General features: G+C 33.8%; 15 protein-coding genes. 9 read left to right on the top strand and 6 right to left on the bottom strand.

Annotation, left to right across the window (positions count from 1 at the left end; genetic code table 11):
* Entirely contained in the window at positions 1-960 is a 960-nt protein-coding gene (locus H3T54_RS05710) for an AEC family transporter (RefSeq protein WP_198221394.1), read from the bottom strand.
* A gap of 14 nt (positions 961-974) precedes the next feature.
* Entirely contained in the window at positions 975-1,748 is a 774-nt protein-coding gene (gene yaaA / locus H3T54_RS05705; RefSeq protein WP_198221392.1) for a peroxide stress protein YaaA, read from the bottom strand.
* Between the two features lie 76 nt (positions 1,749-1,824).
* Between yaaA and H3T54_RS05700 the strand changes: the two genes are divergently transcribed.
* From H3T54_RS05700 to rnz, 3 genes are all read left to right on the top strand, one after another.
* Positions 1,825-2,052, top strand: coding sequence for a YccJ family protein (locus H3T54_RS05700; RefSeq protein WP_086364319.1), 228 nt, complete (start codon positions 1,825-1,827; stop codon positions 2,050-2,052).
* 62 nt (positions 2,053-2,114) lie between these two features.
* Positions 2,115-2,543 carry a lysozyme inhibitor LprI family protein gene (locus H3T54_RS05695; RefSeq protein ID WP_086358893.1) on the top strand — a complete coding sequence of 143 codons (429 nt, stop codon included), beginning with the start codon at positions 2,115-2,117 and terminating at the stop codon, positions 2,541-2,543.
* 198 nt (positions 2,544-2,741) lie between these two features.
* Positions 2,742-3,659 carry a ribonuclease Z gene (rnz, locus tag H3T54_RS05690; RefSeq protein WP_198221390.1) on the top strand — a complete coding sequence of 306 codons (918 nt, stop codon included), beginning with the start codon at positions 2,742-2,744 and terminating at the stop codon, positions 3,657-3,659.
* Between the two features lie 247 nt (positions 3,660-3,906).
* Here rnz and H3T54_RS05685 read toward each other — a convergent pair whose 3' ends face one another.
* Positions 3,907-4,467: an NAD(P)H-dependent oxidoreductase gene (locus H3T54_RS05685; protein WP_198199816.1), complete on the bottom strand. Its 561-nt coding sequence runs from the start codon at positions 4,465-4,467 to the stop codon at positions 3,907-3,909.
* A 112-nt stretch (positions 4,468-4,579) separates the two neighbouring features.
* Between H3T54_RS05685 and H3T54_RS05680 the strand changes: the two genes are divergently transcribed.
* Positions 4,580-4,927, top strand: coding sequence for a helix-turn-helix domain-containing protein (locus H3T54_RS05680; protein ID WP_110447908.1), 348 nt, complete (start codon positions 4,580-4,582; stop codon positions 4,925-4,927).
* Positions 4,928-5,214: 287 nt separating this feature from the next.
* On the opposite strand, the gene argE is transcribed toward H3T54_RS05680, so the two are convergent.
* Positions 5,215-6,372: an acetylornithine deacetylase gene (gene argE, locus H3T54_RS05675; RefSeq protein WP_198221388.1), complete on the bottom strand. Its 1,158-nt coding sequence runs from the start codon at positions 6,370-6,372 to the stop codon at positions 5,215-5,217.
* A 258-nt stretch (positions 6,373-6,630) separates the two neighbouring features.
* Here argE and H3T54_RS05670 point away from each other — a divergent pair, with 258 nt between their 5' ends.
* The 5 genes from H3T54_RS05670 (at position 6,631) to H3T54_RS05650 (ending at position 13,145) form a co-directional block, all read left to right on the top strand.
* A complete protein-coding gene (locus H3T54_RS05670) occupies positions 6,631-7,254 on the top strand; it encodes a hypothetical protein (protein WP_198221386.1) in 624 nt (207 codons plus the stop codon).
* 370 nt (positions 7,255-7,624) lie between these two features.
* Positions 7,625-8,698, top strand: a complete 1,074-nt coding sequence (locus H3T54_RS05665; protein WP_198221384.1) for an HlyD family secretion protein — start codon at positions 7,625-7,627, stop codon at positions 8,696-8,698.
* 13 nt (positions 8,699-8,711) lie between these two features.
* Complete coding sequence (gene rbbA, locus H3T54_RS05660; RefSeq protein WP_198221382.1) at positions 8,712-11,513, top strand: ribosome-associated ATPase/putative transporter RbbA; 2,802 nt, start codon at positions 8,712-8,714, stop codon at positions 11,511-11,513.
* A 5-nt stretch (positions 11,514-11,518) separates the two neighbouring features.
* Positions 11,519-12,649, top strand: coding sequence for an ABC transporter permease (locus H3T54_RS05655; RefSeq protein ID WP_110447903.1), 1,131 nt, complete (start codon positions 11,519-11,521; stop codon positions 12,647-12,649).
* Between the two features lie 70 nt (positions 12,650-12,719).
* The gene (locus tag H3T54_RS05650) at positions 12,720-13,145 is read left to right on the top strand and encodes a hypothetical protein (RefSeq protein WP_110447902.1); all 426 of its coding nucleotides are present in this window, start codon (positions 12,720-12,722) and stop codon (positions 13,143-13,145) included.
* Positions 13,146-13,173: 28 nt separating this feature from the next.
* On the opposite strand, the gene H3T54_RS05645 is transcribed toward H3T54_RS05650, so the two are convergent.
* Both H3T54_RS05645 and H3T54_RS05640 read right to left on the bottom strand, forming a co-directional pair.
* Entirely contained in the window at positions 13,174-14,439 is a 1,266-nt protein-coding gene (locus H3T54_RS05645) for a Y-family DNA polymerase (protein WP_198221380.1), read from the bottom strand.
* Positions 14,436-14,882 (bottom strand): LexA family transcriptional regulator, encoded by a 447-nt coding sequence (locus H3T54_RS05640; protein ID WP_198221378.1) that lies wholly within the window; start codon positions 14,880-14,882, stop codon positions 14,436-14,438. The genes H3T54_RS05645 and H3T54_RS05640 overlap by 4 nt, the downstream gene beginning before the upstream one ends.
* Between the last annotated feature and the right edge of the window lie 319 nt (positions 14,883-15,201).

Raw genomic sequence — 15,201 nt, 5'->3', positions numbered from 1 at the left:
TTAAGCAAAAGGTAACTGTAACATTATTGATAGAATTAACGGTGTTGTTATCGATGACAATGCCGTTGATATCAATAAGCTAGATGCGATAGGTCCTTGTAAAACCTCAAACTGTCTTGCCATCATATAGCAATTTATGGCTATTGATACGGAACTTAATAATACGATAACTTGTAGCTCTAAAACAGGTAATCCTAATAATTTACCTAGTATATAGGTCACAATTGGTAACACAAACAATTTGATAATACAGATTGCTATAGTGATATGTAAATCATTACGAATTTTATATTCAGCCAGCCCCATCCCTAATACGATTAATGATAGCGGTGCGGTCATATCACTGACCATTTGGGTCGATTTTTCGATAAATATAGGTAAAGGTATACCAGAGTAATTAACGGCTATACCGACAAATATGCCGATGATGATTGGATTTTTCGATACATTTTTAAAGGCTTTGATAAACCCTTTGCTTGATAGTTTACCCATTTGCACAAATTCAATGGATACTGTTGCTAAAGTCCATAAAATTAAAGCATTAAATATTACGATAATGGCGACTATAGGAATCGCTTTTTCACCCAATAACATATTAATAATTGGAATACCAACAAATACCGTATTTGTGTAAATTCCACCCATAGCAAACATGGTACTTTCAGAACCATTAAGTTTAAAAAATTTAACCGCAATAAAGCAACTCAAGGCAAAAACAATAAATGAGCCACCAAAAAATACTAATAAAAGATTAATATCGATTTCTGAATGTTCAGAAAAGTGGCTCATAATTTGAAAGAGCATAATTGGGAAAGCAATATAGAAAGTGAATTTAGTGACACTATCGGTTACCGTTTTTTGCCAACGGCCCATTTTTACAGCAATATAACCTAACAAAATTAAGATAAATAAAGGTAAGGTCGTTAAAAACTGCTGCCATAATGTGATTAAAAATTCCATCTTAATATATCTTTCTATGCATGTTTTCTGGTGAAGTACCATTCTAATTCAGTTGAGCGATTAGAATCAAATTGGTAGCCATCTAAATTAAAACTTTTAATATCATTACAATTATTAATGTTATTTTTTATAATAAATCGGCTCATTAATCCGCGCGCTTTTTTAGCGTAAAAGCTGATCACTTTATAATCATCTTTGCTTTTATCTAAAAATATCGGTTGAATAATTTTGCCATTTAGGTGTTTAACTTGAATCGCTTTAAAATATTCATTAGAGGCTAAGTTAATTAAGGTTGGTTGAGATGATTTTGCTAACTCTTCGTTGAGTTTATCGGTTAAGCTTTCTCCCCAAAATTGGTAAAGATTAGTCTTGTCACCATTTTTTAACCGGATACCCATTTCTAAACGGTAAGGTTGAATTAAATCAAGTGGTTTTAATAAACCATATAATCCAGACAGAATACGTAAATGCGATTGCGCAAATTGCAAGTCACTAGCAGTAAAATCTTCAACATGTAGACCTTCGTATACATCGCCTTTAAACGCTAGGATCGCTTGTCTGGCATTTTGTAAATTAAAATCAGGATGCCAATTCTGGAATCTTTCATAATTAACTGCCGCAAGTTTGGGGCTGATAGACATTAATTTAGCTAAATTATCGCTAGTTAGCTTTTTACAAACAGCAATAAGTTGTTTTGTTGCCTCTAAACAGTCAGGTAGGGTATGGGTTGTAGTGATTAATGGACTTTGATAGTCAAGGGTTTTGGCTGGAGAGATGATAGTTAGCATAAAAAGTGTTACCTATTGTGTTTTGTGCGAATTGGGTATATTTTACCTGTAATCTTAGCAAATAAGGAGAATAAATATGAATAGTACCAAAAAAGAAATACATGATATTCGATCTTGGGCAAATATTCGTGAAACTTCTATTGAAATTGCCGAGGCTATTTTTGAACTCGCTAATGATGATGAAAAATTAGCAGAACAAATTTGGGAAGAAGGTAGCGATGAAGTGTTACAACGCGCTTTCGCTAAAACTAAAGCTGATAAGCTCTTTTGGGGTGAACAGACCATTGAACGTAAAAACGTATAATATGTATTAAAAAATCAATTGGTTAGATTTATTTTAAGTGATCAAAAGGATTTTAAAATTTTATGAAAATAATGAAATTAATGACTATATTTATTATTTTTATGCCACTAGTGGTTTTTGCTAATTCAAAATATGCTGATTTAAATCAGTACGAATTGCGCATCTACTGTGGTCGCGAGCCTTCAGAAGCAGCCCTGACTGAATGTTTAGAAAAAATTTTTTATATTAGTCAAGCTGAGTTAGATAAATCGCAAAAGAAATTTTTCAATAAACTTGATAATTGGTGGGAAGATAAAGAATACATCGTAATTGCTAAAACTAGATTGGAAAAATCTAACCAAGAATTTATTAAATATCGCACTCTGCAGTGTGATTTTGCACGTTCGTTAGGTGGTGGAGCAATTGATAATGCGCTAGATATGATGAAATTTTCTTGCCTTGCTGAACTAAATTTTCAACGAGCAAAACAACTAGATCTTTATCTTAAATAAAGTACAAGATGAAATCTTTATTTAAATTATTGTACTGATTTGTGTGATATAACCATTTTGGTTTTAACGTTCTGTTATAAATGAATTAATTATTATAGTTACTATTATAATAATTTTTCTATTTCTTATAGCAAAATAACATTATCAATAGTTATTCTCAGTATATAATAAAATTTTAAATGACAATTTGATCTTGATATGAAATTAACTTTTTTAGGGACAAGTGCCGGTTCACCAACCGCAGAACGTAATGTAAGTAGTGTTATGCTTGATCTTCGACAAGAACGAGGGCGATTATGGCTGTTTGATAGTGGTGAAGCAACGCAGATGCAAATGCAAAAGGCCAATTTTAGTTTAGCTAAATTGGAGATGGTATTTTTGACTCATTTGCATGGTGATCATCTATTTGGTTTACCTGGTGTGTTAACCACTCGTTCATTAATGCAAAAGCAATCGGCATTAACGTTAGTTGGACCTAAAGGTATTAAACAATTTATTCAAACAGTGATTGAAATTAGTTCTTCATGGCTTACTTACCCTTTAAATATTATTGAACTTGAACAAGATAGCTTAGTATTTGAAGATAATAAATTTCGCGTCGAAGCCAAATTATTACAACATCGAGTGCCTTGTTTTGGTTATCGTATTGTTGAAAAGGATTTACCTCCAAGCTTAGATATTGACAAATTGCAGCAAGATAATATTAATCCTGGTGTACACTACGCCGTTTTAAAAGAAGGGTTAACTGTTACTTTAGAAGATGGTAGAACGATTAATGGTAAGGATTATCAAGGCGATATTAAACGAGGCAAAAAAGTAGCTATATTGGGTGATACCATTCCTTGTCAAGCATCCATTGATTTAGCCGAAAACGTTGATTTATTAGTGCATGAGGCCACTCAAGAGCAAGCTTTTGAGGCAAAAGCCATTGAACGTGAGCACTCAACGACAATACATGCCGCCAACATTGCTAAGCAAGCTAAGGCTAAAAGGTTAATCATAACGCATATTAGCCCTAGATATAGTATACAAGATAATCAAAAACTGGTTAATGAAGCAAGGAGCGTCTTTGTTAATACTGAAATTGCCACTGATTTTGCCTCTTTTCAAGTTTAATCAATTACGCCGACATTGTCGGCTATTACTAATCAAACTAATCAAAATTAAAACGATAACAATAATTAAAACATGACTTTTCTTATATATTTTTACTATATCGAGATGACCATATTTGTAAAAAATATTGAGAAGTCTATACCATCTTATTTTTGCTTATCTGAACTTAATTCCTTAGGACTAATTTGGTTATTAAACGGCCTTAATAAAATTATTTTATTTGTGATTTTGATAATAATTATGTCATTTAGATTAATATTCCTAATTTTTTCATCCAATTAACATAATCATCTGCACTTTTATTTACCTCATTCAAAGTAATTTTATCTGGGTAATCTGGTTCATTGTTTGCGCCATAAAGTGCAAACATAGGCTGATAATCAGCATGAACGTAATTCATTGTTAATTCGAAAGGTTTTAATATTTCCTCAAGCGTATATTGATATTGTCCTGTGCAGGAATAATCTGTTTTCTTAATACCAGCTGAAACCGCTAAAGCCACTTTTTTGTTATTTAATTTATCGCCTAAAGAACCGAAAGCCCAACCATAAGTAAAAACGTCGTCAAACCATTGTTTTAACAGTGGTGGACAATTAAACCAATATATTGGGAACTGAATGACTAAATTCTGATGGTTTTCAATTAAATTTTGTTCAAATTTAACGTCTATTTGTTGGGTTGGATAGCATGAATATATATCATGTATGGTTAGTTGTTCATAGTATTGATTTAATTTATTAAGCCAGCATCGATTAACACTTGATGATGATAAATTTGGATGGGCTACAATCACTAAAGTTCGTTTCATTCTCAATATTCCTTTTTGTTGTGATAAATCATCTTGTCATAGTAATATTGATACAATTATTTTTGAAGTACGGTAATTGTTGTTATGTACTATCTTTAAGGAGCGTGTAAATATGGAAAAGCATCATTGTGCAGAAGATAATTTCGAGAATAGTGGATTTAATTACACGCTCTCGATGATCAGAGGAAAATATAAGATTATTATTCTTTATTGGTTAAATGAAAATCAACCATCTATGCGCTTTAATGAACTAAAACGTAGCATTAAAGAAATTTCCTTTAAAACATTGAGTAATACTTTAAAAGAAATGGAGAGAGATAAATTAATTTTTAGAAAAGAACACCCTCAAATTCCACCAAAAGTTGAATATGGACTATTAGAACGGGGTAAAACACTAGTGCCTGTATTAGATATGCTTTGCCAATGGGGAAATATACATAAAGATGATAGCTTGGATTAATTTAGAAGCTAATTTTTGTAAAAAATATTGAGAAGTGTATACCGTCTTAAAATGAAAATGATTCATTAATATCATTTAGTATCACTATTTACAGAAAAATTTTATTGATGATTGTAGTGGTTAGATAACTTTATAAATAAATTTTATTAAGTGATAAATGTAGGATGAAAAAGTAAGTTTTTGTAAAAAATATTGAGGAGTGTATACCGTCTTAATTTAAAAGTAATGAGCTATTTACTCTAATAACCTTAAACTGATTCGCCGACTTTGCCGGCGAATATATTGATTTATAAACAAAAATCTTTAATTAAATTTTCAATGGTTAATTTGGTCGGTTTTAAGAAATCCATAGAGATAAATTCATCTGGTTGATGAGCTTGCTCAATTGAGCCTGGTCCTAACACAATAGTTGGGGCGATTTGATTTAAATATGGCGCTTCAGTACTGTAGTTAACGGTTTGCGCGGTGTGACCAACCAGTTTTTCGATATGATTTAATGCTGGATGATCTTTTTTACATTCATAGCCCGGTATTGGTGATACCTCATATTCGATGGAAACTCGATTAGGATATTGGTCCATGACGGGTTGTAATGCTTCACAAAGGGCATTATAAAGTGAGTCAATATCGTTATCTGGTAATACCCGAATATCAATAATCAATTCACAACAGCCACAGATACGATTAGCTGCATCACCACCATGAATAACGCCAAGATTCATGGTTGGATAAGGTACACTAAAACCATCATTATGATATTGTTCTTTGAATTTTTGTTTCAAAATAAGTAATCTTTCAATCACTAAATGCATGATTTCGATAGCATTAATACCTTTGTCTGGATCACTTGAATGGCCTGACTTACCAATAACTTTAATTGAATTAGATATAAATCCTTTATGAGCACGAATAGGAATCAATGAGGTAGGTTCGCCGATAATCGTGCAGTCTGGTTGTAGTTGCGTTTGTTGGGCAAAAAATGAAGCGCCAGCCATTGATGTCTCTTCGTCTGCGGTGGCTAATACATAAATTGGTTTAGTTAATGTTTTAAGATCGATATCACGTAATGCATCTAATATAAATGCAAAAAATCCTTTCATATCTGCCGTGCCTAGCCCATAGAGCTTATTATTTTCTTCAGTTAACTTAAATGGATCTTTGCTCCATTGTCCATCATCAAAAGGCACTGTATCACTATGACCACTTAACAATAGGCCGCCTTGAGTTTTATTTTCACTATTAGAATAGGTGGCTAACATATTAAATTTATTACGAGTATTTGGTACTGGTTGAATGTCAATTGTAAAGCCTAAATCAGCAAACCATTGCGCTAATTTGTCAATTAGTGGTTTATTAGAATAATCTAATTTTTCATTGGTTACATTACTGATAGTTGGCGTGGATATTAATTCATTATAAATTGTCAAAAAAGAAGGAAGAGCCATAAAATCACCTTTATTAAATAAGTCCGCTGGGAAAAATATATTTAATTACTATATTTCCTTACAGCACTGCTAGCAATAGTTTGTTGCTATTTTGTTAGACGGTTATTGATTAGCAACTAATTGTTTAATCATTGAATATTTCGCTACTATTATAGTTAAAGATAGGCTAAATATTATTTGTTATTATTGATATAATAACTTATTTTAAAGCTACTCAAAGTAAAAATTTATTATCAATCACTAATAAGGAAATAGACAGTGAAGATTAAATCATTATGTTTTATTGGTTTACTCATGCCATTTTTCGCAAATGCGCAAAATCCATCATTTGATGATGATTTTAGTCATTTATTAAAAAGCTTTACCCAATGTGATAAGACTTTTTTTTCGGATTTAAATCAAAAAAAATATCGTAATTATTTTCCAATCGTAAATTTACCAAATGGTTATAGCAAATTTGCCACTAAATCTATTAATCATCCCCAAAAAAATAGACTTACATTTGATCCACCGATTATCTTTAATGGTTTAAAAATCGAAAGTTTTGATCAGTCTCAATATATTAACGATGATCATCTAAAGTACTATTATTGGGGATTTAACACCGATAATACCTTTGAAGAGATTAAAAGTGCGTTACCATGGGTTGATTGGCAGATATCGGCTGATGGCACGCTTGATGTTGCCAATGCGTTATTTTATAAAAATGGAGTTTGGTCTGAGAATAAACATGTATTAACCAATGACTCTCCAGTAAGAGGCACTGCTGAAAATTTATTGTTTCTTGAATATGATAGGTTTAGTGGCAAAATCATGATTCAATGCACAGTTCAAGGTGATATTCCATTAAAAGAATTAAGACGATTTAGACCGGATTTATGATCTTTTTCAAAATAATCGTTTAACATTTATAAGATAATTCCAAATTAATTTTATATTGATTTGGAATTTAATTTTTTTATTACCTTCATTCCATTGACTAAATCAATAATATATTAAAATATTCTCAATTAAATTAATTAGATATTCATTTTTTTGCTTTTCTTTATAAATCGTCATCTACGTTTATTGTAATCTATATTTAAAATTATAAATGACCTTTTTTAGCTTTTACTGCGTTTGTTTTGAGAGTTGATATTATTTATAAAATACATTTGCTATGATGATCATATTGAAAATAAATCGCTTCTAACGATTAAATTTTTCGTTAAGTTTTATTATAGATTTGTCACTTTAGAATAAGGTGTTATTCATGAAACAAATAAACAAAAAATGGATTGTTATTGCAGTTGTGGTTGTTGTTATTGGTTTTATTTTGTGGCAGCAATTTAAACCTGATGGCTATGGTGCCGATTTTACTAGTGGCAACGGACGTATTGAAGCTACTGAAATCAACATTTCTACTAAGCTAGCCGGTAGAATTGAAAAGATTAATGTTGAAGAAGGCGATTTTGTCACTGCAGGTCAACCGCTAGTCATTATGCAAACTGATACGTTACAAGCGCAATTAAATGAAGCTCAAGCTCAACATCGACAAGCTATAAGTAATGAAGCGACATCAAAAGCACAAGTAGCTTTAAAAATGAGTGATAAAGTTGCAGCTTTAGCGGGTGTTACGCAAAGAGAAAGTGACTTAGATATAGCTAATAAACATTTACAACGTACGACAGCGCTTTATCAAAAAGGAGCGATTTCAGTACAACAATTTGATGATGATACTGCTAAGGTAAATAGTGCTAAAGCGGCATTAGATTCAGCTAAATCACAAATTACCGCTGCCGATGCTGCAATTGAAGCTGCTCAAGCTGGTGTAGAAAGTGCTAAATCAGCGATAAATGTAGCGTTAGCGAATATCAATAAAATTCAAGCTGATATTAATGATAGTACCTTAATCGCTCCTGTTGATGGACGTATTCAATATCGTATAGCCCAACCTGGTGAAGTTTTACCTTCAGGCGGAAAAGTATTAAATCTAGTCAATCTGTCAGATGTTTATTTGACTTTCTTTTTACCTGAAATGATTGCTGGAAAAGTAGGAATTGGTGATGAAGTAAGATTAGTGTTGGATGCTTTACCTGGTAAAGCTATTTCAGCCAAAATTTCATTTGTATCTAGTGTTGCACAATTCACGCCTAAAACTGTTGAAACCAAAGATGAACGTCAAAAATTGATGTTTAGAGTTAAAGCACAATTAAGCCCAGAATTGTTAAGGTGTTATATCACTCATGTTAAAACCGGTCTTCCAGGCGTTGCATGGGTTAGACTTGATCCTAATACGGAATGGCCTGCGGGTTTATCTGATGTTGCAAAATGCCAAACAAAATAATTGGAGATAGCATATGTCAGAATCGGATAAAAAGGATTTGACGTTACTTGCAGAAGGTAAAACCATTGAAGATGCAGTTGTTAATGTCAGTAATGTAACATTACATTATAAAAAAACTTGTGCACTCAATGATGTCAGTATTGCCATCCCACCAAGATGCATGGTGGGATTGATTGGTCCCGATGGGGTGGGTAAATCGAGTCTATTGTCTTTGATAGCTGGCGCGCATGTCATCCAAGAGGGATTAGTTTACGTATTAGATGGGGATATGAAAGATAAAACCCATCGTCAAAACGTATGTACCCGTATTGCTTATATGCCACAAGGATTAGGTAAAAATCTTTATCCAACACTGTCAGTCGAAGAAAATTTACAATTTTTTGCCCGTTTATTTGGTAATGATGCAGCTGAAAGACGGCGACGTATTGATGAGTTAACCAAAAGTACCGGCTTATATCCTTTCTTATCTCGGCCTGCAGGTCGTCTTTCTGGTGGGATGAAACAAAAGGTAAGTTTATGTTCGGCTTTAATTCATGACCCCGATTTACTTATTCTTGATGAACCAACAACCGGTGTTGATCCGCTTTCTCGTGCACAATTTTGGCAACTCATTAATAAAATCCGTGAGCAACGTCCACAAATGAGTGTCATTGTTGCTACCGCGTATATGGATGAGGCACAAAACTTTGATTGGTTAGTGGCAATGTATGGCGGTAAGATCCTCGAAACAGGTACACCACAAGCGTTGTTAGCCAAAACAGCAAAAGATAATTTAGATGATGCTTTTATTCAATTAATGCCTGAAGATGCTAGAGAAGGTTATCAGGCCGTTGAAATCCCTCCATTAGATTTAAATCAAGATTTAAAAGTAGCAATCGAAGCAAAAGGATTAACTAAGCAATTTGGCGATTTTATTGCGGTTGATCATGTTAATTTCTCCATAAAACAAGGTGAGATTTTTGGTTTTTTAGGATCAAATGGTTGCGGTAAATCAACCACCATGAAGATGTTAACTGGTCTATTACCAATTTCGTCAGGTGAAGCGTGGTTATTTGGTAAACCGGTTGATGCCAGTGATATTAATGTAAGACGCCATTTAGGTTATATGTCGCAGGCGTTCTCACTTTATAGTGAATTGACGGTTGAACAAAACCTCGTGTTACATGCTCGTCTATTTGGTATTGAAGAAAGTAAAATACCAGCACGAGTCGAGGAGTTAGTTAAGCGTTTTGGTCTGGAAAATGAATTAAAAAGTTTGCCAGATAGTCTACCGTTAGGCGTTAAGCAAAGACTTTCTTTATCGGTCGCTGTGGTTCACAATCCTGAAATACTTATTCTGGATGAACCTACTTCTGGTGTCGATCCGATTGCTCGTGATGACTTTTGGCGTTTAATTATTGAGCTTTCCCGAAAAGATAAAGTTACCGTATTTATCACTACTCATTTTATGAATGAAGCGGCACGTTGTGATAGGATTTCGTTAATGCATGCTGGTAAAGTTTTAGCCAGTGATACGCCAGATAATATCATTCATTCTAAAGATGCGAAAACCCTTGAAGAGGCTTTTATTCGATATTTAGTTGATGCAGGCGCTGATGATACGAGTAATGATGAAAAAGTTAGTGAAATGCCTAAAGCTGTAGTTAATGATAATGAGCAAGTTAAAATCAATGCGCATCATCTACAAGGATTTAGTCTAACTCGTTTGATTGGTTGTCTATGGCGTGAAACACTTGAGTTATCTCGTGATCCATTGCGCGCTTTATTGGCACTGTTAGGTTCAGCGATATTAATGTTGGTGATGGGCTATGGTATCACGATGGATGTTGAGGACTTAAATTTTGCAGTATTAGATCGTGATCAAACGATTACCAGTCAAAACTATATTACTAATTTATCTGGCTCTAAGCGTTATTTTATTGAGAAACCGCCAATCACTGATTATGATGATATGGACCATAGGATGAGAAGTAATGAGATAGCGTTGGCTATTGAAATGCCACCTAATTTTGGCCATGATATTCAACGCGGTGATCCAGTTAATATCGGTATCTGGATTGATGGGGCCATGCCATTACGTGCCGACACAATTAAAGGATATGTACAAGGTATGCACCTTGCGTGGTTAAGTGACAAAATAAAAACCACCACCGGTACCGCATCTAGCTCATTGGCAAATATTGAGACCCGTTATCGTTATAATCCAGATATTAAAAGTTTGCAAGCGATGGTGCCTGCGGTCATTCCTATTTTACTCTTAATGATTCCGTCAATGTTAGCGGCATTATCCGTAGTGCGTGAAAAAGAGATGGGATCAATAATTAACTTATATGTAACGCCTGTTACTCGAACTGAGTTTTTATTAGGTAAACAAGTTCCTTATATTGTTATTTCGATGCTTAGCTTCTTATTACTGCTACTTATGGCGGTTACGATATTTGGTGTACCGATAAAAGGAAGTTTGCTAACTTTATGTTTAGCTGGATTGGCTTATTGTATTATTGCGACAGGCTTTGGCTTACTTGCCTCAACCGTAACACGTAGTCAAATTGCGGTTATATTTTTGACATGTGTTGGTACTATGTTACCGGCGATACAATTTTCGGGGTTACTCAATCCAGTAGCATCATTAGAAGGGAGTGGGAGATATATTGGTGAAGTCTATCCAACTACCCATATGCTTATTATTGCTCGGGGTGTTTTCAATAAGGCATTAGGATTTTTTGATTTACATAACTCGATATTTACTTTACTTATCACTATTCCGATTATACTTGGTGCAAGTATATTCCTCCTCAAGAAACAAGAAGGATAGATATTATGCAAAGTTTTATTAATATTTATCGCTTAGGTATTAAAGAGTTATGGGGATTGATTCGTGATCCAATCATGTTATTGTTAATCGCCTACTGCTTTACGCTGGATATTTATACCGCAGCCACCGCAACTTCAGATTCACTTCATCATGCTTCAATTGCGGTGGTTGATGAAGACGATTCGCCTTTATCAAGGCAAATTATCGCAGCGCTTTATCCACCAATGTTTAATAAGCCAGTTAAATTAAATTCAATGGATGAAGTTGATCGTGGAATGGATACCGATAGTTATACTTTTGCATTAAATATACCACCTAATTTTCAACGCGATGTGTTAAATAACCAAAATCCAGAAATTCAACTTAATATTGATGCAACCCGAATGGGGCAGGCTTTTGTTGGTAATGGTTATATTACGCAAATTGTCACCAGCGAAATAACTAAATACTTTAATCAAATTGATAAACCAACCAGTTTGCCGGTTAATATTGAGGTTCATGCGGCATTTAATCCTAATTTAACTCGTTCCTGGTTTGGCTCCGTCATGGAGATTATCAATATTGTTACCACATTGTCGATTATTTTAACCGGTGCGGCATTAATGAAAGAGCGTGAGCATGGTACTATCGATCACTTGCTGTCAATGCCTGTGACACCATTTCAAATCATGATTTCTAAAGTTTGGTCTATGGGGCTGGTGGTGCTTGTTTCAACGTGGGGAGCACTGTTAGTCGTTGTTCATGGTTGGTTAAATGTGCCAATTGAGGGCTCGATTACTTTATTTTTAATTGGTGCTGCTTTGCATTTATTCGTGACAACGTCACTCGGTATCTTTATGGCGACGGTGGCTAAATCAACCGCACAATTTGCGATGCTATTTATTTTGATTCTTCTACCGTTACAGATGCTTTCAGGTGGTAGTACGCCAAGAGAAAGTATGCCTGAAGTGGTGCAAAATATTATGTTATTTGCACCTACAACCCATTTTGTCGAATTAGGGCAGGCAATTTTATATCGAGGGGCTGGTTTAAGTGTGGTTTGGACCTCGTATGCGTGGTTATTAGGAATTGGTAGTGTATTTTTCCTTATTGCGCTTAAACGTTTTCGTAGTTCAATTGTTAATATGGGCTCTTAACTTTATTAATAATAATGTGCAAAAATTAACTTTATTTGTACTTAACAATTTAAATTATTGAAGTTTTTTTATGAAAAAGATTCATTTACAAAAATATATTATTGCAATTTTAACTGTTATTACTATTCCTTTTGCAATGGCCGAGTCTTCAGATAATGTTGATAGTAATACAACTGAAGCTATTCCCGTCTATGATTCAAGAACTGAATTTTTAGATATCAATAACAAGGCAACTGAATTTATTACCGCTTATAATAAAGCGCATCATACTAATTTGCATATTGTCGAAGTAAATGGAAAAGATTATTTACCTCGTTGTCTTGTACCATTAAAAGCTGGTTGGAAGAAAGCAGAAGTTCATGGCGGTAAAATTCCTTTTCGATATGTTATTTCTATTTCTTGTGAAAAATCGAAGGATGATAGATATAGAAAAAAATGGGATATTGATGTGCATGTTCGCAATGAACAAGGTAATTCAATTCAATCAATTGATTAAATTATTATCTTAGCGGTTAATCCGTTATCTATTTTACAAAAGGTAACTCGTCCCAACGAGTCGTATACCGTTGGCTAAGTCGCTCTCGCTTGATTTGCCATGCTGCAGTTTGTCTGATACCACCTAAGTGAATAGTGTTTTTTCCCATTTTCTGATTAATGTCATCCATGGTTTTCATTAATTGTTCACTTTTGTGTTTTTCAGTTGCTGATGTTTCAGCGGTAAATAAATCCGATTGGCAATAATTATCTTTAGTTTTTAGATCAAGTAACATCACACCTGATTTCATAAATAAAAAACCTGGTTTATAAATGGATCGTAACCCTTTTTGAGCCGCATGAATAATTAATCTTGAATCATCGCTCGCCGATAGCAATGGCACCACAATTGACGGATTATATTGTACTAATTCAGGTCGAAATCGATTAGTTTTTAAAAATACCAGTACGGCATTAGCAACTGATTTTTGCTTTCTCAATTTTTCTGCGCCACGGCTTGCATGCACACGAATTGCTTCTTGTATATCAAATAGGTCATTGGTTAAATGACCAAAACTACGTGATGTCATAATATTTTTTTTAGCTGTATGCAGATCATCTAATTCAATACAATTCATACCACGTAACTCAAGTATGGTACGCTCAAGGACAACAGAAAATGACTGTCTAATTTGTTTTAAATTTGCTTGATGTAAATCCCAAGCTGTATGAATACCTAGTTCTTTTAATCTTTGCGTAATTCGCCAACCAACCCCCCATATATCTGCAACTGAGAATTGCTTTAAGATAGTTATTTTTTCTTCCTGATTTGTCGGAAAATAATAAACACCCTGATGAATAGGGTATTTTTTGGCGATATGGTTAGCTAATTTTGCTAGCGTGCGAGTTGCGGCAATCCCGATACTGACAGGGATACCCGTATCTCGTTTTACTATTGCTTTTAAATTTTGACAATGACTTAAAACATGACTAAACCCGTTTAGATGAATGAAAGCCTCATCGATCGAATAGAGCTCGATATCCGCAGTATAATGGCGAACGGTATCAAATACTCGCTGACTCATATCACCATAAAGTTCATAATTAGAGCTTAATAAGGTAATTTTTTTTTGAATATGGGAGGGGATTTGATAGGCCGGCATGCCCATCGCGACTAACGGTTTGAGTTCATTAGAGCGAGCTATTACACAACCATCATTATTTGAAAGAATACCAATTGGTTTTTCTTCTAATTTGGGATTAAATACCCGTTCACAAGATGCGTAAAAATTATTACAATCAATTAAGCCAATCATGAGTGTCCCCGTTTACGTAGGGAATGAATGGTATGTATTACCACTCCCCAAATATGTACGTCTTTGCCAACTAATGAAATTGGAGGGTAAAGTTTATTGCCAGACAATAAATGATGTTCGCCATTGATAAAACTTAAACATTTACAGGTTAATTCACCATCCACAGCTGCAACAACAATATCATCTACTTTTGGTTGTAAAGATCGGTCGACAACAAGGAGATCACCACTATAAATGCCATAATCAATCATTGAGTCACCAATTGCTTTAATATAGTAAGTTGCACTAGGATGCTTCACTAAATGACTTGTTAGATCTAGTTTTGTTTCTAAATAATCATCAGCAGGAGATGGAAATCCAGCTCTTACTGGTGTATCAACTAAAGGTAAATAAGCAGTGAGCGAACTATTAGCTTGCCCAAGGACAACACAATATTTATTCAAGAAAAGACTCCGAAAAATTAATAAAAACGAATAGTGCCAGATGATTCGTATTAAAAATAATTATATGTATAAATATACAGTATAAAATACTTAATTCAATAAAAACGAGTGTAAAAAAATAAAAATAGATGATTAAAAAAAGATAATTTGTTACTTTACAACTGACTAAAATTTAATTAGCATACGCGCCATTATAAATAGCAAAGGAGATTTTTATTATGATTTGTTTAACAAACCTTTGCAGGTTAATCCGCCAATAATTAAGTAACTTTTTCTATTCTTACTTCAATTCACTTAGCTGATCTTTGCCTGCCAATTA

This window comes from Gilliamella sp. B14384G10 (genome assembly GCF_016101685.1).
GTDB lineage: Bacteria > Pseudomonadota > Gammaproteobacteria > Enterobacterales > Orbaceae > Gilliamella > Gilliamella apis_A.
The sequence above is the reverse complement of the archived record's forward strand: the minus strand, read 5'-3'. Positions and strand labels throughout refer to the sequence as shown.

What these genes read in the sequence shown, in the direction of transcription:
- H3T54_RS05655 (WP_110447903.1), top strand. Translation starts at nt 11,519, where the DNA reads ATGCAAAGTTTTATTAATATTTATCGCTTAGGTATTAAAGAGTTATGG.
- H3T54_RS05695 (WP_086358893.1), top strand. Translation starts at nt 2,115, where the DNA reads ATGAAAATAATGAAATTAATGACTATATTTATTATTTTTATGCCACTA.
- H3T54_RS05645 (WP_198221380.1), bottom strand. Translation starts at nt 14,439, where the DNA reads ATGATTGGCTTAATTGATTGTAATAATTTTTACGCATCTTGTGAACGG.
- argE (WP_198221388.1), bottom strand. Translation starts at nt 6,372, where the DNA reads ATGGCTCTTCCTTCTTTTTTGACAATTTATAATGAATTAATATCCACG.
- yaaA (WP_198221392.1), bottom strand. Translation starts at nt 1,748, where the DNA reads ATGCTAACTATCATCTCTCCAGCCAAAACCCTTGACTATCAAAGTCCA.
- H3T54_RS05685 (WP_198199816.1), bottom strand. Translation starts at nt 4,467, where the DNA reads ATGAAACGAACTTTAGTGATTGTAGCCCATCCAAATTTATCATCATCA.
- H3T54_RS05710 (WP_198221394.1), bottom strand. Translation starts at nt 960, where the DNA reads ATGGAATTTTTAATCACATTATGGCAGCAGTTTTTAACGACCTTACCT.
- rbbA (WP_198221382.1), top strand. Translation starts at nt 8,712, where the DNA reads ATGTCAGAATCGGATAAAAAGGATTTGACGTTACTTGCAGAAGGTAAA.
- H3T54_RS05650 (WP_110447902.1), top strand. Translation starts at nt 12,720, where the DNA reads ATGAAAAAGATTCATTTACAAAAATATATTATTGCAATTTTAACTGTT.
- H3T54_RS05700 (WP_086364319.1), top strand. Translation starts at nt 1,825, where the DNA reads ATGAATAGTACCAAAAAAGAAATACATGATATTCGATCTTGGGCAAAT.
- H3T54_RS05665 (WP_198221384.1), top strand. Translation starts at nt 7,625, where the DNA reads ATGAAACAAATAAACAAAAAATGGATTGTTATTGCAGTTGTGGTTGTT.
- H3T54_RS05680 (WP_110447908.1), top strand. Translation starts at nt 4,580, where the DNA reads ATGGAAAAGCATCATTGTGCAGAAGATAATTTCGAGAATAGTGGATTT.
- rnz (WP_198221390.1), top strand. Translation starts at nt 2,742, where the DNA reads ATGAAATTAACTTTTTTAGGGACAAGTGCCGGTTCACCAACCGCAGAA.